Consider the following 20,509-nt stretch of genomic DNA (forward strand, 5'->3'; position numbering starts at 1 on the left):
ATATGAAGTTAAAAACTACTTTTCCCTTATATCTATAAATTTATCTGAATTTTTTACATCTGCTTCTTCAAAAGTTGCCATATTGTCCATAGTATAAAGTGCAGCCTCTATTACTGAAAATTCTAAAGGACATCCTGAACCTTCTCCAAGTCTCATATCTAAATTTAACATAGGCTTTAATCCCAGTTCCCTCATTACATAGCTTATAGCTGGTTCTGCAGAAAGATGAGAAGGAAATAAATAATCTCCTACCTTTTTATTTAATTTAAAAGCACATAAGGCAGCTGCTGAAGATATAAATCCATCAATTACAATAGGTACCCTATTTTTAGCTGCTCCTAAAAAACACCCACACATTCCTGCTATATCAAATCCACCTACTTTTGACAATACATCAATAATATCTTTTGGATCTGGTTTATTTACATCAATAGCAGCTTGTACAGCTTTCTTTTTACTTTTAAGTTGTTCATCTGTAATTCCAGAACCTTTTCCAACTGTAAGGTCTACTGGTAAACCTGTAATTGCACTTAAAATTGCAGAACTAGTGGCAGTATTACCTACACCCATTTCGCCTGTTCCAAAAAGGTCATATCCTTTTTTTACAAGATCATCTACTGACTCTATACCCGCTTCAATGGCCTTTATGCATTCTTCTCTAGTCATAGCAGGTCCTTTAGCCATATTTTTAGTGCCGTAAGCCACTTTTTTATTTATTATTCCAGGCTCTTTAAAGTCATAATCCACTCCTACATCTACTACAGTTATATCCGACTTAGCAAAATCTGAAAGCACACAAACTCCTGTTATGCCTCTTGCAAAATTTTTAGTAACTGTTACTGTAAGATCTTTAGGACAGTTACTTACACCTTCTTCTACTACTCCATTATCAGAACACATAATAACTATATTTTTTTTATGTATTTTATTATGTATTTTTCCTGTAATTCCTGCCATTTTGGCAGCTATTTCTTCAAGTTTTCCAAGGCTTCCTATAGGTTTTGTCAAGCTGTCCAATCTTTCCCATGCCTCTTTTACAGCCTCTTCATCTTTTCCCTCTATACACTTTAAAGTTTCTTCAAGTAAACTCATAATACATACCCCTCAATTTACTTTTAAAATTATTAAATTGACCCTTTACTATATAAGACACTAAAAGCACAAAAATAGTAACGCATTTTTTTATTTTTTTGATGCCCCTGAAATTTTTTGTAACATATCTAAGTTTCCAAAGAAATGAATGTGAGCATAAGCTCCTAAAGTATTGTTCTTAACGTACCCGCAGTTCCACTTTTTTATTTTTCCATCGTAAGTATCTTTAGTCACGTTATAAATTTTTTCTTCTTCTGAATCTATATAGGATTTATGAAATTCATGACAATTCACTTTAAGTCCTAAAGGTAAAATGTTATTTTCCTTAGCTACTTCTATCTTGGCATATCCAAAGTTTTGTAATCTCGAAGTCATGTGAGCCTTTCCTTTAAAAAATCCAACTGTGTCAAAGACAGCACTTTTATCTACATTTTCCATGCCTTCTGTCAGATACATAAGTCCTCCGCATTCAGCATAGCATCTAAGTCCTGATTTTAATTCTGTTTTTATACTTTCCATCATAGATATATTGCTGCTAAGCTCCTCTATAAAAACTTCAGGATATCCGCCTCCTATGTACAAAAAGTCTATATTAGAAGGTAATTTTTTATCTTCAAGGGGACTAAAAAATATAGTTTCACCTAGTTCCTCTAAAAATTCTATATTTTCCTTATAGTAAAAGCTGAAGGCTTTATCGTAAGCTACCGCTGTCCTTATCTTCCTATTTTCAATATGGTAGTCATCCTTAAAGTTCTTGTTTTCCTTAAAGCATCTAAGCAGCATTTCAACATCCACATTTTTTAAAATAAGTTCACTGCATAGGTCTATTTTTTCGTTTAAGTCACCTACTTCACTGCTTTGGACAAGTCCTAAATGTCTGCTTTTAAGTGAAAGCCTTTCATCCTTTGGAATGTATCCAAATACTTTTATATTGCAATTTTTTTCTACAGCAGCTTTCAAAAGTTTGTAGTAGCTATCTCCTATATTATTAAATATCACTCCTGCTATATTTAAATTTTCAAAGTTCACTATTCCATTTATTTCAGCACATAAAGTAGTACTTTGAGACTTAGGACTCATAACAAGTACCACAGGCAGGTCCAGTACCTCAGCTATATTAGCTGTAGAATACTTGCTGTCTATTCCCTTGCCGTCATATAATCCCATAACACCTTCAATTATTCCTAGTTCTCCTTTTCCTCTACTGAAAGAGGCCTTTACTCCCTCTTCTCCCATAAGGTATAAATCCAAATTTCTAGAACTAGTTCCAGTTATGCTTCTGTGAAATGCGGGATCTATATAATCCGGTCCCACTTTATAACCTTGAACTTTATAGCCTTTTTTCATAAGTGCTTTCATAAGTCCAATAGTTACTGTAGTCTTTCCACCTCCACTGCTGTTTGATGATACAATAATACTTTTCAATACCCATCACCCTATTTCATTTTTTACTTAAAATCTTCTTTAATCCATCTGCATATGTCAAGAGCATAATAAGTAATTATCATTCCTGCTCCTGCCCTCTTTATACAAGTTAACATTTCCTTTACTATAGCTTTTTCATCTATAAGACCAGCTTTAGCTGCTGCCTTAACCATGGCAAATTCTCCACTTACATTATAAGCAGCTACCGGCAAGTCAAATTTATCTCTGGCAAGTCTCACTACATCTAGATAAGGAAGAGCTGGTTTTACCATTATTATGTCTGCCCCTTCTTTTATATCATCTTCTATTTCCAGCATAGCTTCTCTTACATTGGCTGGATCCATCTGATAACCCTTTCTGTCACCAAATTTAGGTGCTGAATCCGCTGCATCTCTAAAAGGTCCATAAAATGCAGAACAGTATTTGGCACTGTAAGCCATTATGGCTACGTTTTTAAATCCATTTTCATCTAATATATTTCTAATAGCCTCAACTCTTCCATCCATCATATCCGATGGTGCTACCATATCTGCTCCAGCTTGTGCATGAGAAAGTGCTATTTTAGCTATATATTTAAGTGTTTCATCATTGTCTACTTCATGTCCATTGAGTATTCCACAGTGGCCGTGGCTTGTATACTCACACATGCATACGTCTGTAATTATATAAAGTTCTGGGTCTAATTCTTTTAGTTTTCTAACTGCCTTTTGAATTATTCCATTTTCCTCAAAAGCTGAAGTTGCCACCTCATCTTTATGATCTGGAATTCCAAATAAAATTACACTTTTTACTCCTGCATCCTTAATTTCTTTTACAACTTCAGGAAGACTGTCAATAGAATAGTGGTAATTATTGTCCAGTGAAGATATTTCTTCTTTAATATTTTCTCCTTCTACCACAAATAATGGGTAAATAAAATCGCTTGGATTGAGTACAGTTTCCCTAACCATATCTCTTATAATTGGATTCTTTCTAAGTCTTCTGTGTCTTCTAAACATATTTTTTACTTCCCTTCTAATAGTTGTTTTATAACTCCGTCTGTAGTATATTCTTCAGACATTTCATAATCTATATCATGCTTTTTCAGCTCTTTACCTGTTATAGGTCCTATAGAAATTACCTGTTTTTCCTTTATAGCAGAAAGCCCTACAAGTTCTATCATGTTTCTAACTGTAGTTGGACTTGTAAAAATAACTGTATCTACGTCATTGAAACAATTTTTATCAGTTAAGCTTCCAGCTACTGTCTCATAAGTATAACATTCATCTACTATGCAGCCTTCTTCTCTCAAGGCTTCTGCCAAATAAGGTCTTGCATTTTTAGATCTTGGAATAAATACCTTGTCTCCTTTTTTTATGAAACCTTTCATTTTATCGTGGAGACTTTCAGCTACAAACTTTTCTGCTACTATTTCAGGTATAATTCCCTTACTTTTTATAGCTCTTTCTGTGGCAGGGCCTATAGCTGCAAATTTTCCTTTTATATTTCTAATATCATAATTTTCGGTTAGAAGTCGTTCAAAAAAGCTGTTCACCCCATTTACGCTGGTGAAAATAATATAATCATACTCCAGCAATTTATCTAAATATTCTTTGATATTTTCTGAAGTATATTTTATTTCTATGGAATGTATCTCAGTAACCTGAGCTCCTAAATCAAGAAGTTTTTCTCTCATTTCACGTGACTGAGCCTTTGACCTTGTGATACATACATTTTTTCCAAAGAGAGGCTTTTTCTCATACCAATCAAGCTGCTCATTGAATTTTATAACATCTCCTATAACTATTATGCAGGGAGAAGTTAGTCCTGCCTCTTCAGCTTTTTCTTTTATGTCTTTTATTTTTCCTACAACTTTTTTCTGCTTTGAAGTAGTTCCCCTCATAACTACGGCACAAGGAGTATTTTCATCCATGCCATTTTCCTTAAGCTTGCTGCATATTACTTCCAAGTTTCTAAATCCCATTAGGAAAATCAGTGTTCCTCCTATTTTAGCTGCAGCTTCCCAATTTATATCCAGCTTTTCAGCAGTCTTTCCTGTAAAGATATGAAAGCTTCGAGCTACCTTTCTATGAGTTACAGGTATTCCTGCATAATTTAAGGCTGATATTGGAGAAGTTATTCCCGGTATGACCTCAAACTCTATATTTTCTTTTAAAAGAGCCAGCGCTTCTTCTCCTCCTCTTCCAAATACATAGGGATCTCCGCCTTTAATTCTTCCTACTACATGTCCCTTTTTAGCAAGTTCAACTAACATGTTATTTATTTCATCTTGATTTTTATAATGGCATCCTGGTTCCTTACCACAGTAATATATTTCACAGTCCTCATTTACATATTTTAAAATTCCAGGGCCTGCCAACCTGTCATACATAACTGCAGTACATTCACTTAATTTTCTCACTGCCTTTAAAGTTATAAGTTCCTCATCTCCAGGTCCTGCACCAATAAGATAAACTTTTCCCATAGTATCCTCCTTAAGCTTTCAATATCATTTTTGCAAGTTTTTCACCTAAAACCATATAATCTTCCTTGTTCCCTGTTACATCTTTTTTTATAAGTTTATTTCCTACCATGAACATTCCCATGATATTTATAGTATCTTTATCTATTTTTGCATAGGCACCTATGGTGGAATGACAATCTCCATTTAATGTCCTCATAAAGCTTCTTTCAGCTTCTACACAAATTCTTGTATTTTCATCGTCTAATTTACTGAAAAAGCTCTTATTTTTACTGTCTTTTTTTGTTTCTATACCAAGAGCTCCTTGTCCAATTGCAGGTACCATATCTTCCACCTTAAAATACTCAGTAACTAGTTCCTCTAAGTGAGACCTTTTAATTCCTGCAGCTGCCAAAACTATGCCATCTAAATTTTGGCTTTCTATTTTACTTATTCTAGTCTGTATATTTCCCCTTATAGGAGCTATTTCTATATCCGGCCTTAATATCTTTAACTGCTCTGCCCTTCTATTGCTGCTTGTCCCAATTTTAGCTCCTTTAGGAAGTTCATCAAAAGGTACTTTATCTTTAGATACAAAGGCATCCCTTACATCTTCTCTCTGCATAATAGCAGCTATTTCAAAATCTTCCGGCACATCAAAAGGTACATCTTTCATACTGTGAACTGCTGCATCTGCTTCATCTTTAAGAAGTGCCAGCTCAATTTCCTTTAAGAAAAGACCTTTTCCACCTATTTTATTTAGGGCTATGTCAAGTCTCTTGTCTCCCATTGTTTCTATAAGCACTTTTTCACACTTTGCATTATAATCTTTTTGTAGTATATCCATTACTATTTCAGTTTGAGTCTGGGCTAATTTGCTCTTTCTAGTTGCAATTTTAAAATTCAAATGTTATCACCATCCTGTGTTATCCTTAAATTTGCTGTTGTAAAAAACATATTTATTACATCTAGGGCCTTTCCCTTTTTATAAAAAAAGTAAAAGTCATCTGTACATATAAACTTCATAATTTTTTTCTTATCATCTATACTGCAAATGCTGTTTCTTATATGAGAAGTAAATTCTACAAATTCATCATAGTCTTTTATATAATCTACCAGCTTATTTGCAATAAATACAGAAGTTACAGGTGATACTCCTTTTGTATTTATCCCAATTGAAACATTTTTAGTATTTCTCTGGCAGGGTGTAATGCAATTTCCATTTTCAGGCTTAGTTGCATCTATATATATTTTACATAGCTTTCTGCAATCCTCTGCTATGCTGTAGTTTACTTTCACATCATCTGTAGCTATTACTACAAGGTGCTTGTCTTCTATATACTTCTTTTCATACTCTGCATTAATTATATTTACATTAGGGAGGCTCCCTATATTTTCAAAATCATCCATAAACTTTTTAGACAATATATAAACCTGGCATCCTTTTTTTGAAAAGGTTTTTGATTTAATGTAAGCTGCATGTCCTCCCCCTAATATAATCACTTTTATTTTAGGAGATAGCAGCGACAAAAGCATATTATTATTTTCTAAGTTGTTTACCTTCATCTCTTCTTCTCCCCTTAAAACTTAAGTAGTTACATCTTTACTTATTTTTTTTAACACCTGTAGTATTCTTTCATTTCTCCACCTATCTTTTACCGCTAATCTTATAAATTTACTATCAAGTTCCTTAAAATTATTGCATCTTCTTATGAGAACATCTTCTTTTAAACATCTACCATATAGCTTCTGACAATCTTCATATTTCATTTTACATAATACAAAATTGCTGTAGCTATCATACACTTTTTCAAACAAAGGTATCTCTTTTAACTCATCTAACATAAATTTTCTTTCTTTTTCTATCCAACAAATGGACTCTTCTATGTATTTCTTATCTTTAAGTACACTCTCAGCTGCTGTTTCTGCAAAAGAGTTTATGTTCCATGGATTTTGTTTGGATTTTATACTTTTTATTAAATTTTCATTTTTACAAAGACCATATCCCATTCTTATTCCCGGCAGTGCAAAAAATTTAGTAAGAGCTCTGATTAAAAATACACATTTATATTTCTGCGATTCCCTTAAAAAAGAACATCCTCTTTTTCCTGTAAACTCCACAAAAGCTTCATCTATAATTATTGTTTTATGATTTTCCTCGCAGTAATCAAGTATTTCTTTAAACTTATCTTTATCTATTACACCGCCATTTGGGTTATTTGGATTACCAATAATTAATGCTTCTGACTTTGTTATTTTTTGTCCGATATCTTTATAATCATACTCCATATTCTCTTTCAAATGTGAATGTATTATTTGGCAGTTCCATTCTGCTGCATTTTTTTCATATTCTATAAAAGAAGGTACTACAATACAGATGCTTTTAAAACAGCTGATTACAAGATCTATTATCTCTGCAGCTCCATTACCTAATACAATGTTCGTATCTTCCATGCTGCTTGATATTTTTTCTTCTTCAATGTAAACAGAGTTCTTGGCATCAGATGGAGTTTTTGACTTCACCTGATACTTAGAAATCGTTATCCAGGGACGTAGCTGCTCTTTGCTCCCACTTGAAGAAGTGGGAGTATTAGAGCAGGTAGTCATCGGATAAAAGTAATTTAATGAAAAATTTATATACTCTTTTATTGAATTTTTAAGTTGTCTATACTCCACATCAGGATACTTTTCTACATCTTTTAATGCTTTTTCTATATTTTCTTTGAAACTTAAAGGTACTCCTAGTGGATTTATATTCGAACTGAAATCCAAAAGCTTTCTTCCCTTTAAAAGTCCCTCTGTATATATATCTCCACCATGTTCCATAATAACACATCCTATATCATTGATTTTCTAAATTACGCTCTGGGTAATCCAATTATAACTATTCCACATAAAATCATAAAAAGTATTTCGGTAAAATACATAATTATTATGCACTGTCCTATGTGTTTAAAACTTAGTTCCATAAGTCTATCCCCTATAGTAGGTTTATAAACTACTTGACCAAAATAAACATTTGTGCCACCAAGCTGTATTCTCATAGCTCCAGCTGCTGCTGCCTCAGGATAAGCACAATTAGGACTCTTGTGGTTTTTCCTGTCCCTTATCATTATTTTAAAAGACTTAAAAGGATTTCCTTTTACTACAAAAGCGGATATACACATAAGTACCCCTGTAATTCTAGAAGGTATAAAATTAAATACGTCATCTACCTTTGCAGGAAAAAATCCTATGTATCTATACTTTTCATTCATATATCCAAGCATGGAATCCATAGTATTTATTCCCTTATAGAGCATAGCAAGTGGTGCTCCAAAAATAGCTGCATATATAAGTGGTGCTATTACTCCATCGGAAGTATTTTCCGCCACAGTTTCCACATCTGCCCTTATTATTTCCTGACTGCTTAAAGAGGATGTATCCCTTCCAACTATATAAGAAAGCTTGGTTCTTGCATCTTCAATATCTTCCTTTTTAAGGGCATAGTATACTTTCTTTGCCTCTACAGCAAGGCATTTAGCAGAAATAGTCGTCCAAATAATAAATGTATTTACTATATTGTATAAAATAACATTTTTTCTTAAAAGCAGCAGTACTGCAAAAGGCACAATAAAACTAACAAATGCAACAAGGAAAACAATTAATCCACCAAATGCTTTTAAGCTCTCCTCTTTTTTGCAAAGCTTTCTTCCCTTTTTATCTAAATAAGATATAAGCTTTCCTATATATATAACGGGATGGGGAAACCAATAGGGATCTCCTATTATCCAATCAATTACAACTGCTATCACAATATCTATTAAATTCATAAATACAAAAGAACTGGACAAATTTAACCCCTCTTTTCTAAATTTAATTACTATCTTTTAATTCCCATAATATTGTATATCTTATCTATATCTAAATTCTTTCGCACTATGCTTGCTAACTTATCCAATTCTCCTTCTCTAAGATTTTCATATGTCTTAGATTTTTTATAACCTAATCCTTTATTTTCTCTTATCTTATTTACAATAAATTCTCTAAAATCAATTCCATCGAAAACTCCATGTATATAAGATCCAATTACATTTCCTGACATATTTATGGCACCATCTTCTGTGTCAACCTTTTCACCATTTTTATCAGTTATATTAAACAATGGTCTTGCATCTTTTCCATATTTGCATATTCCCATATGTATTTCATATCCGTATACATCCAATTTTCTATTAGTTAAAGATTCGCCATCCTTTTTTATTGGAAAGTCAATTTTACTTTTTGCATTTACTCTAGTTGTAACCTTTTCTTTTTCAAATATAGTTTCTATGTCTAAAAGTCCTATACCCTCTACTTTTCCTACATCTGTCTCCACTCCATAAGGATCTTCTATGACTTTACCAAGCATTTGATATCCACCGCATAGTCCTATGACAAGTCCAGTTTTACTATATTCTTTTATTCGATCCTCAAGGCCGCACTGTCTAATTTTAAGTAGATCTTCTATAGTATTTTTACTTCCTGGAATAATGACTAAATCTGGATTTCCAAACTCTTCTACAGATGTTATAAATCTTACGGAAACGTCTTCTTCGCTCTTAAGCGCATCTAAATCTGTAAAATTAGATATATGAGGCAGCTTTATTACGGCTATATCAATAGGTGCTGTAACTCTTTTATTGAATTCTACAGCTCCATCTTCATCCTCAAGTGCCAATCTAAAATGAGGTATGACACCAAGACAAGGTACCTTTACTATATCCTCAAGCATCTTAAGCCCCGGCTCCAGTATATCTTTATCTCCTCTAAATTTATTTATTATAGTACCCTTTACTCTTTTTTTCTCCTCTTCTGTAAAAAGCAGCATTGTTCCTGCAATGGATGCAAATACTCCTCCTTTGTCTATGTCTCCTGCTAAAAGTACTGGTGCATCTACTGATTCTGCCATACCCATATTTACAATGTCTCTATCTCTTAAATTTATTTCTGCAGGACTTCCTGCTCCTTCCATTACTATTATGTCAAATTTCTTCTCCATCTTTTCAAAGTGTTCTTTAAGCATATCCCTAAATTCCAGCTTCATATTATGATATTGCATAGCAGTGCTGTTACCATACACTTTTCCGTTAACTATTATTTGGCATTTCTTATCTGAAGTTGGTTTTAACAATATAGGGTTCATATATGCTTCCGGCTGCAATCCAGCTGCATAAGCCTGAAGTACCTGAGCCCGTCCCATCTCTTTGCCATCTAATGTTATATATGAGTTCAATGACATATTTTGAGATTTAAAAGGACATACTGAATAACCATCTTGTTTAAATATTCTACAAAGGGCTGAAACAATTATACTTTTTCCTACAGAAGAACCAGTTCCCTGAATCATAATTTTTGCCATAACAATTACTCCTCCCAAAACTTCCTAAATATAATAAAAAGTTTAATTTTAATTAATACACACATATCTATATTAAAGCCAAAAGGCAGTAAGCTTTAGAAAGCTAACTGCCTTTAACATAAAAACCTCAGCTTAAGCTGAGGTTAACCACACTAAAAGTTTCTCTCCCTCCGAAAGCATATAATAACAATCAGGCAGGTCTCCTGGCTTATGATTCATATTTACTTTAACCTTCCTCTTTTACGAGTGGTAACTAAAGTTCATCATCACATACAGTAGCGGGGGCTGCTACGGAGTTTAACCGTATTCCCTTTTCACCTATAAAGGCACCTGAATTTTCTATTTAATTTATACTCTAAGTTTATTATAATTAGAGTTTTATGTCAACTTGAAATATCCAATATATTACATAAAGTAAATAAAAATTTCATGGAATTCTAAAGTTTTACAGTTAATAACACTATTTGATATTATATTTCACTAAAAACTCAGTATCCTCCATTACTTTGTTGTAAGCGTCATCCCTTATTATATGGTGATCTTCAGAAAATACAAGAACTCGTTTAAAAAGTCCATTAACATATTCAAAATCATGTGTTGAACATATTATAGTTTTTCCTGCTTTATTTAATTTGATAAAAAGATCATTTAAGAATTTCTTTCCCTTAGGGTCTATTCCACTCATAGGCTCATCTAAAACCAAAACTTCAGGATTTAATGCAAGTACAGCAGCTATAGCCACTCTCTTTTTTTCTCCCCCACTTATGTTATAAGGCTCCCTGTTTTCTAAATCCTTCACATTTAAAAGTTCTAGACAGTCATTTACCCTTTTATTTACTTCATCTTCATCCATTCCCATTTGCCTTGGTCCAAAAGCAATTTCCTCGTATACACTAGAGCAAAAAAGTTGTGCATCGGAGTTTTGGAATACAAATCCTACTTTTTTATGGAACTTCTTTGAGAAGTTACCTTTTTCCAATTCATTTTTACATATTTTCACATCATCAAAATAGTAATTTCCCTTTGTGGGAAATACCACTCCATTTAATAATTTTAAAAAGGTAGATTTACCACTTCCATTTGCACCTATAAGCGCTATGGATTCTCCTTGTTCTATAGTTACATTTATATCTTTTAATACTTCATTATTTTTATATTTAAAAAAAGCATTCTCAATTTTTATCATCTTAATCCCACCCTAGATATGTAAAAATACATAGTTATGATAAGTACATTAACTATTAAATATATTAGATCAAAAAACTTAAATTTAAATTTTTTGTGAGACACATATTCTCCTGTAAATCCCCTACATTCCATAGCACAATACATTTCATCTCCCATTTCTTTTGATTTTAAAAATAAACTGCCAATTATCTTTGAAATAGAAGAATACTTTTTACTATTTCTTCCTATAGATCTAAGCTTTAGTGCATAAAACATGTCCAAAGAAAATTCACCTAATATATAAATGTATTTTAAAGTTATGTCAAATACCAAAATAAATATGTCTGGTATAAAAAACATCTTTAGCGCCTTAGTTATATCATGCCATTTAGTTGTATAAGATAAAACATTTATTGAAATTATAGTACCAGCTACTTTTAGTAAAAGCATTTCACTATTTCTAATGTTCCCCATAAGTATGGAAGGTATGAGCATTATAAATGTAAAAAATGGAATAGAAATGCTTAAAAGCAGTATTTTTTTTATATCTTGAACATCCAAAAAACTTAAAATTAGTAGAAAATAAACATCTACAAGCATTACATAAGTAAAATTTTTAGACAACGATAAAAATAATATATTTAAAATAGTAAAGGAAAGTTTTAACATAGGATTTAAATTATATATAAAGCTATTATTTACTTTATTGTTCCTTTTGATAAGAGATAATAGATGTAATATAGAAAATATACTTTTATCTATAAATTTGTCTTTATCTTCTTTGGGAACGTATTCATCCTTTTTTAAAAGCCAATCCTCCATAAATTACACCCTCAATTCTAATTTTTAATTTTTCTGCTTCCTTGTTAAAAATATATCATACTAACAGTTATTATTCAACTAAATACAAAAACATTATTCTTAGCTTAATCCATAAAAAACATACCATACACCCATTCCTATAGCAGTTCCCCTTGCCTGTTCTTTAATCAAAAAGTCTTTAAGTTCTTCTCTGTGAAGTGCAATTACCTGTATATCTTCCTCTGGCTCCAGCTTTTGTATGGGAATTTGATTTTCCATTAAATCTTCATATATATCAACCCTTGCTAACGTAACCTTATCCGTTAAAAGTGCAGGATTTGAATAAAGCATAGGGCTCATTGACTTTACTTCTCCCTTATATCCAGTTTCCTCCTCCAATTCTCGTAGTGCATTTTCGCCTATATTATCCCCTTCCACAAGACCTGCTGGAAATCCAATAACGTATTTATCTATAGCAGCTCTGTATTGTTTGATAAATATATACTTATTAGATGGTACGAGTTTGCCAACTATTACTACTGTATTTGTAGTATTGGTTCTCTTTATTCTTTCCCACTTTAACTCCTCATTATTTTTTCCTGTATAAGTTATTTCCTGTAATTGAATCCACTTTCCTTTATACAGTGTTTTTTCCGATATTCTTTTCATCAAGTCCATCCTCCTATTTTTTTAGCCTCCTGGCCTATTATCATAATTCCTTTTTTTATATCTTCTTCACTGACTCTTGAAAATCCAAGCCTAAAAGTATCATATCCCTCATCATTTACATAAAATACATCACCAGGAGTAAATATTACTCCTCTCTTGCAGCATCTTTCTAAAAGCTTTCTGGAACTTATATTCCTTAGCTTTATAAATATATGCATTCCCCCCTCACCAAATATCTCTTCACAAGGTATATTCTCTCTTGCACACTTTAAGGTGAATTCATATTTTTCCTTATATACTCTTCGAGCTTTCTTTATGTACTTTTCAAAATTGCCTTGATTTAAGTAATCATAAAAAATTGCCTGATCCAGAGAAGAAGTGTGAATATTCCTAGCCCTTTTGCAACTCTCTAAATAGTTTATAAGTACTTCATCCGCGAGTATCCATCCTATCCTTATTCCAGGAAATAATACCTTTGAAAAGCTTCCTATATATATAATACTATTTCCACTACCGCTAAAAGCAGCTATAGGTGATACATGAGTTCCTGAATACCTAAGCTCTTCATTAAATCCATCTTCAATTATAGGTACACTATAACTTTTAAGTATGTTATATAACTTCACCCTATTTTCAGGAGGCATGACAATACCTGTAGGATTTTGATAGGATGGAATAAAATATGATATCTTAAATTTATTTTTTTTCAGCTCTTCACTAAGATCTTTTAAACATACTCCGTCTTTTTCAACTTTTACTCCAGTTATATTGAGTCCATGTAGTTTCATAATTTTAATTGCAGTATTATGAGTTGGATTTTCACAAAGTATATTATCTCCTCTTTCCGTAAGACAAGATAATATTAAATCAAATCCTTCGGTAAATCCATTTGTTATAAGTATATCCTTTTCCTTTGTACAAACTCCTTTACTTTCCATATATTTAAGTAAATATTGAATAAGGGGCCTATAACCTTTAGCATACCCATAATTCAACACTTTTTCTCCTTCTATAGACATACGATTTAAAAAAGCTTTTTTAAATTCATCTACATTAAAAAGTTTTTCATCAGGAGCTATACTTTTAAAGGATATCATTCCTTTTTCCCATTTTGCTTCATGTTTTATTATATCTAATCTTTCGGAAAGTTTGCCATATTGATTTATTTTGTCTTCCCAATCTATACTCCACTTTTCCTGAAAATCTACTTTTACATCCGATACAAAGGTACCCCTTCCTTTTTTCATGTATACAAATCCTTCATCTTGCAAAAATTCATAAGCATACATTACACTATTTCTGCTTATTTTTAGCATTGAAGCCATCTCTCTTGTGGAAGGAAGTTTTTCTCCACTTCTAAGCATACCCTTAAGTATCATATCTTTAATATAATCTTTTAGCTGTATATATACAAGCCTATCTTTATTTATCTTAAGTTCCGAAAACATAACAAGTTTCACCTCAAATATATTCTTGCACAATTTTACTAATAAATAAAGAATAATATTAATAAATAAGTTATTGACATATAGTAAAAAAAATGTTTCAATAATACTGACTAGTCAGTTAATATTTAAATATTATATAATTTCATTATTGAGAATAATTTTCCATATATTTATTTTAGATATTTATTTTAGGAGGATTCATATATGCTAAGAAATATTATACAAGTTTTTAAAAGAGATATGAAAAGTATTGTTAAAAATAAAATGACAATGTTGATTGTTGCAGGTGTATGCATACTTCCATCTCTCTATGCATGGGTCAATATAAAAGCATGTTGGGATCCTTATGGAAATACAAGCAGCATTCCTGTAGCCATAGTTAATGAGGACAAGGGTACGAACTTTAACGGAAAAAATTTAAATACAGGAAATGAAATCGTAGAAAAATTAAAAGATAACCATAAAATAGGCTGGAAATTTGTAAACGCTAGAAACGCGGATATGGGTATCATAGATGGTACATACTATGCCATGATAAAGATTCCAGAAGATTTCTCAAGGAATATTACAAGCATAACATCAAATACTCCTAAAAAAGCTGAGATCATTTATAAAGTGAATACAAAAAATAGTCCTGTAGCTCTTAAAATAACTGATGCAGCAAGAAACACGCTAGCAGAACAAATAAAATCAAATTTTATATATACAGTAAATCAAACTATATTTTTTTCTTTGAACATTTTTGGTAAAAATGCAGAAAATGATAAACAAAACATTATAAATTTGAAGGATGCAATAATAAAATTAAGTGACAATATGGATGTTATAACAGATGTTCTTGGAGGCATAAGTGATGATTCAAATGATTTTAATTCAACGCTTTCTCAAATTAAATCAGGTATTCCTATGATAAATTCAAGAATAACTACTTTAGAAAATGGTAATGACACAAACAATTCATCTGTGCTATCCCTTCAGTCTTCCATGAACAATACCTTTGATAACATTGCATTTAATTTAAATACCTCAAAGACTGATATATATAGGATTCAAAATTCGATCTTAAATTTTAATTCAGTAGTTTCAAATTCCAAGTATTCAAATATAGATACCACTGTAACTAAAATCAATTATGAGATAGATATATTATATAATAAAATCAATTCAACCATTAACATTCTTGAAAAATTTAATAATTTTAAAAACGATGACAGTACATCAGAACTTATAAATTCATTAAAAAATACTAGGGATTCATTAAATACAGAGAAAAAGAAAATAAACGATATCCAAAAACAACTTGAAAGTTCAAATGAAATAAATAGGGATTTGATTAATTCAATAACAAATGACACTGCAAATTTAAATCAGCAATTAATAGATGAAACCAATGCATACAATGGGCAGGTAAGAAAAAGCTTAAATTCCACGGCGGCTGAACTTGTTGAGTCCACAGATAAAGCTTCTTCTGTTTTAAAATCTATACAAGATCTTACTTCCCATGGAGATAATTCCTTAGATGCGTTAATAAACGGAAGTGAGCTGACAGCAAATTCATCCAGCAAACTAAACAACAGATTATTGGAATTTAAGGATATTATTAACAATTTAGCAGATAAACTTAAACTAGTAACTAATAATGACATAATACAGATAATCACCATATTGCAAAATAACCCTGATTTTATGGGTAGCCTTGCATCAAGCCCATTTAATGTGAAGGAACAAAATATATACACTATTTCAAACTTTGGATCTTCCATGGCTCCAGCTTATACTACACTTTCAATCTGGATTGGATCTATTATTCTTGTATCCATTTTTAAAACAGATGCAGATAGATTTAAAGGTGATGAAAGATTGAGCTTTAAAGAAAGGTATCTTGGTAAAATGAGTACCTTTATAGTTTTTGCATTAGCACAGGGATTTATAGTTGCTATTGGGGATAAACTTTTGCTAAATGTCCAAATGGTAAATACATTTTTAATGATAATGGTAGCTCTAGTTTCATCTTTTACTTTTACTGTAATAACATACACCCTTGTTTCTATGTTTGGTAACTTGGGGAAGGCTATATCCATTGTTTGGCTTATAACTCAAATAGCAGGAAGTGGAGCAACCTATCCAATACAGCTTGATTCACTTATTTTTAGAATAATGCAGCCTTTATTTCCATTTACCTATTCAGTAAGTGGATTCAGAGAAGCTATCGCAGGACCTCTTATAAGTACTGTAGTTATGGATTTTACGTTTATGATTTTAATTTCAATGTGTTTTATACTATTAGGTATATTTTTAAAGAAACCTTTGCAAAATAAAATCTATAAGTTTAGAGCCAAGCTTTCACAATCTGGTATAGGAGATTAAAGCATTTGAAAGAAAATGCCTAAAACAATATTAATTTTAGGAGGAAATACATTGAAGGTAATATTCAAACTATTAAAAAGAGATTTTAAAAATATAATAAAAACTCCATCAGTGCTTGCTTTAATTTTATTATTGTGCGTCCTTCCATCTCTTTATGCTTGGATTAGCATTAAAGCCTCATGGAATCCTTATGCCAATACAAATAGAATGCCTATAGGTGTAGTAAACAATGACAGCGGTACAACTATTAACGGTAAAAATTTAAATGTTGGAAATGAAATAGTTAAAAATTTAAAGAAAAATAATTCTATAAATTGGATTTTTATAGATGACTGGCAGGGAAATTATAATCTTAATTCAGGAAAATATTATTCACTTATAGAGATACCTGCTGACTTTTCCAGCAAACTTTCCACTTTAATTACAGCATCACCTGAAAAGCCTAGTATAATCTATAAATCTAATGAAAAGCTAAATGGAATAGCCACTAAAATTACAGATTCAGCTAAAGATTCCTTAGCAGATACTATAAAAAGTTCTCTTACAAAATCCGTAAACATGGAAGCTCTTAAAATGCTAAACTCTACAGGTAAAAAGCTTGAAACAGACAAGCCTCAAATTTTACAATTAAAGGATGCTTTACCTCAAGCAATATCTACCTTAAATGATATAAAAGGTAATATGTCACAGGAAAATTCCAACTCCAAAAGTCTGCAGCAATATCTAAGTGGAGTTCAAACAGATTTGCCAAAATTGTCCAAAGAGATAACTAGTCTTCATAATATTGTAGAACAAAGTAGAACACTGACTTTATCTACCAAAGAATCTCTAAATTCTATGCAAAGTGATTTGAATAAAGATATAAATGAAATTGAATCAAAAGAAAATCAAGTTCAACTTTTGCTTAACAGCCTGCAAAATATAAATAATATGGATGCTGGCAAAAGTTCAGCTGCAAGTATTATAGAAAATATGAGTAATTTGAATAATTCTTTAATAGATAGTATAGATACTGATATTAAAATTCTAAATGAGATAAATGGATTTATAAATACTAATATAACAAGTGATCTTATAAACTCATTGAAGTCCCTAAGAAATTCGTTAAGCACTGAAAACAATTATTTGGCTGAGTTAAAGAATTTAATAAATAGCAACTCTTCACAAGATAGTATTAATCAAGTTATATATGAACTTTCATCATTAAGTAGTGAATCATCAGAAGATATAAGCAATATATCAAATATCTTTTATTCAGGAACATATGAATCCATGAATTTATTATCAGACACATTGACATCCAATTTAGATAGTATTGATTCAATACTTAATGCAACTGGGCAATTGGTACCCGAATTAAATCTTATGGCAAACTCAGGAATATCAAGCAGTAAAAATTTAGTTAATCAAAGAGATAGGTTAAGTAAAAAGCTAATAGATATTCAAAATAACTTAAACAAATTAAGTGATAAAATGAAGGACTTAAACGATGAAAACTTAACTTCAATAATAAATATAATGGAAAAAGATCCTAATAAAATATCAGATTTTATATCATCACCTATTGAATTGAAAAATGTTGAACTATATAATTCAGGTCTTTTTGGATATGGAATAACGCCTTTTTATACTACTCTTGCAATATGGGTGGGAGCTTTGTTGTTATGCTCCATGCTAACACTAAAATGTAAAGATCTCGAAAGTGGAGAAAATGTGAAATTGTTACATAAATACTTTGCCAAATTACTTCTATTTTTAATAATATCAATTATACAAACTACCATTATAACTTTAGGAGACATATATATAGTAGGGATAAAGCCAGAAAATTTATGGCTTATGATGGGATTTGCATTTACCTGCAGCTTTACTTTCACTATTATTATAGTTACATTAGTATCTATTATGGGTAACATTGGAAAAGCCGCTGCAGTTATAATAATGGTCTTTCAAATTGCAGGGGCAGGAGGACTTTATCCTGTAAAAACCTTGCCTCAAATATTTGGAGTACTAGAACCTCTTTGGCCTTTTACATATGCTATAAATGGATTCAGGGAAGCTATAGCAGGACCTATTTGGAGTAATGTGTATAAGGATTTCCTCACTTTAATGGCTTTTGCAGGTGCATTTTTGATTATTTCTGTCTTAAAAAAGCCTCTTCACAAATTAACTGATAAAGCAGAAAGTCAATTCAAAGAATCAGGTTTATAGTAATACCAACAATATATCAAGCAGACTTTTACTATAAAAACAAGCTATTTCCAATACTATCTTTATAATAAGACAATTAACACACAATATTCTTATTTTGTCTATCATCAGCAGGCAGTCCAATTTCATCTTAAATTTGGACTGCCTGTTTTTTAGAATATACCACTAAGTTCTAATCCATTGTGACCATGTAGTTTTAAAGTTGTCATCATTTTCAACACAATATATATAAAATCTTTCTATTAATTTAGCTCTTTGTTTGGATCGGTTCATTAGGTATAGTTCATCTCTAAGTAAGTTTTTTCCTCCTAGTAAGACCTGTCTATCCATTATATTTTGGAGACTAACATTTTTAGCGTTTTTCATTATATCATACATTACCATAAAAGTACCTGTTCTTCCTACTCCACCTTTACAATGAAAATGTAGCCAAGTATTTTTTGACAATGACTTAACGAATTTTATAAAATAATCAACCATGTCATTAGTAGGCTTTTCTTTATCTGTTACTGGTATACGCATATATGACATACCATAGCTTTGAACTAATTTTTCTTCATCTTCAACTTTTTTCGGTATTAATATTTTATCACCAATATATAGTGGTTTGTTTAATAAGATGCTTTGTAATCTCGTATTTTCATCAAATAAAACTTCTTCTTTAGTCAAGCCTTTATTAGCTTTGTTTCTGTTACCTGACCAACTTATCACTATACCGTTAATAAATCCATGTGATTCTTGTCTTAAGTCAACTATAATTATTGGCATAGCATCACCTAGGGATTGTTTAATTAATATAAGACTATTTTCAGAGAATTGGGAACTGCCAGATATATTTAAATTAGCTAATCCATTTAAGTTTATAACTTTATTACCTTTAAAATTAGTTAAATCAGTAGTTTTCCGAAAGTGTTTAGATAACTTTTTTATATTATTAGAATTTATAACAAGGTGCATATCATTATTTGGAGGTTCATAATAGCGTTCTTGTATCATTCCATCATTCATATGCAAGCCATATTTATAAAAAAATGGATTCCAATAAGCAGGTACTTTATATGGACAACAGTGTAAATAACAACAAAGATACAAATATTTATACAAATAAGCATACCAGCCATAACAGTTATGTTTAAAACTATCCTCAACTAAATTGTAATTTGTGGAGTCATTTGAAATTATTTTATTTTGTTTCATACATAATTCTCCATAAAAGTTCTTCACATTATATTGTATGATATTAACTCATATTGTTCTTAATTATTTCTACCAGTTTTATAATTTTGTTATAGAATTAATGTTTTTTATTACTGGATATAAAGACACATTTATCAATTAAATATTAATTATTATATGAAAATTATTCAACATAAATAATTTACTCTAACAAATCCTAAACTAAAAATCCAAAATATGTATTATTCATAACTAAAAAATAAACTTACACTTCTGACATTTTTACAACCACAAGCACGATTAAATATTTTGGCAAATCTTAGTAGAAAATAT

General features: G+C 30.9%; 16 protein-coding genes and 1 riboswitch. Of the genes, 2 read left to right on the forward strand and 14 right to left on the reverse strand.

Annotated elements, in window-relative coordinates; genetic code table 11:
* Positions 1-15: 15 nt before the first annotated feature.
* The 13 genes from cobT to pdxR form a co-directional block, all read right to left on the reverse strand.
* Positions 16-1,092, reverse strand: coding sequence for a nicotinate-nucleotide--dimethylbenzimidazole phosphoribosyltransferase (gene cobT, locus CLJU_RS15740; RefSeq protein WP_013239824.1), 1,077 nt, complete (start codon positions 1,090-1,092; stop codon positions 16-18).
* Between the two features lie 90 nt (positions 1,093-1,182).
* Complete coding sequence (locus CLJU_RS15745) at positions 1,183-2,517, reverse strand: cobyrinic acid a,c-diamide synthase CobB (protein WP_013239825.1); 1,335 nt, start codon at positions 2,515-2,517, stop codon at positions 1,183-1,185.
* 23 nt (positions 2,518-2,540) lie between these two features.
* Complete coding sequence (gene hemB, locus CLJU_RS15750; RefSeq protein ID WP_013239826.1) at positions 2,541-3,515, reverse strand: porphobilinogen synthase; 975 nt, start codon at positions 3,513-3,515, stop codon at positions 2,541-2,543.
* A 5-nt stretch (positions 3,516-3,520) separates the two neighbouring features.
* Positions 3,521-4,981 carry a uroporphyrinogen-III C-methyltransferase gene (cobA, locus tag CLJU_RS15755; RefSeq protein WP_013239827.1) on the reverse strand — a complete coding sequence of 487 codons (1,461 nt, stop codon included), beginning with the start codon at positions 4,979-4,981 and terminating at the stop codon, positions 3,521-3,523.
* Between the two features lie 10 nt (positions 4,982-4,991).
* Complete coding sequence (gene hemC / locus CLJU_RS15760) at positions 4,992-5,864, reverse strand: hydroxymethylbilane synthase (RefSeq protein WP_013239828.1); 873 nt, start codon at positions 5,862-5,864, stop codon at positions 4,992-4,994.
* Positions 5,861-6,523 carry an NAD(P)-dependent oxidoreductase gene (locus CLJU_RS15765; RefSeq protein WP_013239829.1) on the reverse strand — a complete coding sequence of 221 codons (663 nt, stop codon included), beginning with the start codon at positions 6,521-6,523 and terminating at the stop codon, positions 5,861-5,863. The genes hemC and CLJU_RS15765 overlap by 4 nt, the downstream gene beginning before the upstream one ends.
* Before the next feature lie 21 nt (positions 6,524-6,544).
* Positions 6,545-7,783 carry a pyridoxal phosphate-dependent aminotransferase gene (locus CLJU_RS15770; protein WP_013239830.1) on the reverse strand — a complete coding sequence of 413 codons (1,239 nt, stop codon included), beginning with the start codon at positions 7,781-7,783 and terminating at the stop codon, positions 6,545-6,547.
* 32 nt (positions 7,784-7,815) lie between these two features.
* On the reverse strand, positions 7,816-8,769 hold the full coding sequence (gene cbiB / locus CLJU_RS15775; protein WP_041705543.1) for an adenosylcobinamide-phosphate synthase CbiB: 954 nt from the start codon (positions 8,767-8,769) through the stop codon (positions 7,816-7,818).
* A 50-nt stretch (positions 8,770-8,819) separates the two neighbouring features.
* Positions 8,820-10,337 carry a cobyric acid synthase gene (locus tag CLJU_RS15780; protein WP_013239832.1) on the reverse strand — a complete coding sequence of 506 codons (1,518 nt, stop codon included), beginning with the start codon at positions 10,335-10,337 and terminating at the stop codon, positions 8,820-8,822.
* Between the two features lie 176 nt (positions 10,338-10,513).
* Positions 10,514-10,686: riboswitch (cobalamin riboswitch) on the reverse strand.
* Positions 10,687-10,797: 111 nt separating this feature from the next.
* Positions 10,798-11,523, reverse strand: a complete 726-nt coding sequence (locus CLJU_RS15785) for an energy-coupling factor ABC transporter ATP-binding protein (protein WP_013239833.1) — start codon at positions 11,521-11,523, stop codon at positions 10,798-10,800.
* Positions 11,520-12,326 (reverse strand): energy-coupling factor transporter transmembrane component T, encoded by an 807-nt coding sequence (locus CLJU_RS15790; protein ID WP_013239834.1) that lies wholly within the window; start codon positions 12,324-12,326, stop codon positions 11,520-11,522. Before CLJU_RS15790 ends, CLJU_RS15785 begins: the two co-directional genes overlap by 4 nt.
* A 99-nt stretch (positions 12,327-12,425) precedes the next feature.
* Entirely contained in the window at positions 12,426-12,974 is a 549-nt protein-coding gene (locus CLJU_RS15795) for an NUDIX domain-containing protein (RefSeq protein WP_013239835.1), read from the reverse strand.
* Positions 12,974-14,422 carry a MocR-like pyridoxine biosynthesis transcription factor PdxR gene (gene pdxR, locus CLJU_RS15800; RefSeq protein WP_013239836.1) on the reverse strand — a complete coding sequence of 483 codons (1,449 nt, stop codon included), beginning with the start codon at positions 14,420-14,422 and terminating at the stop codon, positions 12,974-12,976. Before pdxR ends, CLJU_RS15795 begins: the two co-directional genes overlap by 1 nt.
* 204 nt (positions 14,423-14,626) lie before the next feature.
* On the opposite strand from pdxR, the gene CLJU_RS15805 reads away from it, so the two are divergent.
* Positions 14,627-16,789 (forward strand): YhgE/Pip domain-containing protein, encoded by a 2,163-nt coding sequence (locus CLJU_RS15805; RefSeq protein ID WP_013239837.1) that lies wholly within the window; start codon positions 14,627-14,629, stop codon positions 16,787-16,789.
* A gap of 51 nt (positions 16,790-16,840) precedes the next feature.
* The gene (locus tag CLJU_RS15810) at positions 16,841-19,000 is read left to right on the forward strand and encodes a YhgE/Pip domain-containing protein (protein WP_013239838.1); all 2,160 of its coding nucleotides are present in this window, start codon (positions 16,841-16,843) and stop codon (positions 18,998-19,000) included.
* Between the two features lie 165 nt (positions 19,001-19,165).
* On the opposite strand, the gene CLJU_RS15815 is transcribed toward CLJU_RS15810, so the two are convergent.
* Positions 19,166-20,197, reverse strand: coding sequence for a phosphatase domain-containing putative toxin (locus tag CLJU_RS15815; RefSeq protein WP_013239839.1), 1,032 nt, complete (start codon positions 20,195-20,197; stop codon positions 19,166-19,168).
* Positions 20,198-20,509 lie beyond the last annotated feature (312 nt).

Origin of the sequence: Clostridium ljungdahlii DSM 13528 (assembly GCF_000143685.1) — a bacterium.
Taxonomy (GTDB): Bacteria; Bacillota; Clostridia; order Clostridiales; family Clostridiaceae; genus Clostridium_B; species Clostridium_B ljungdahlii.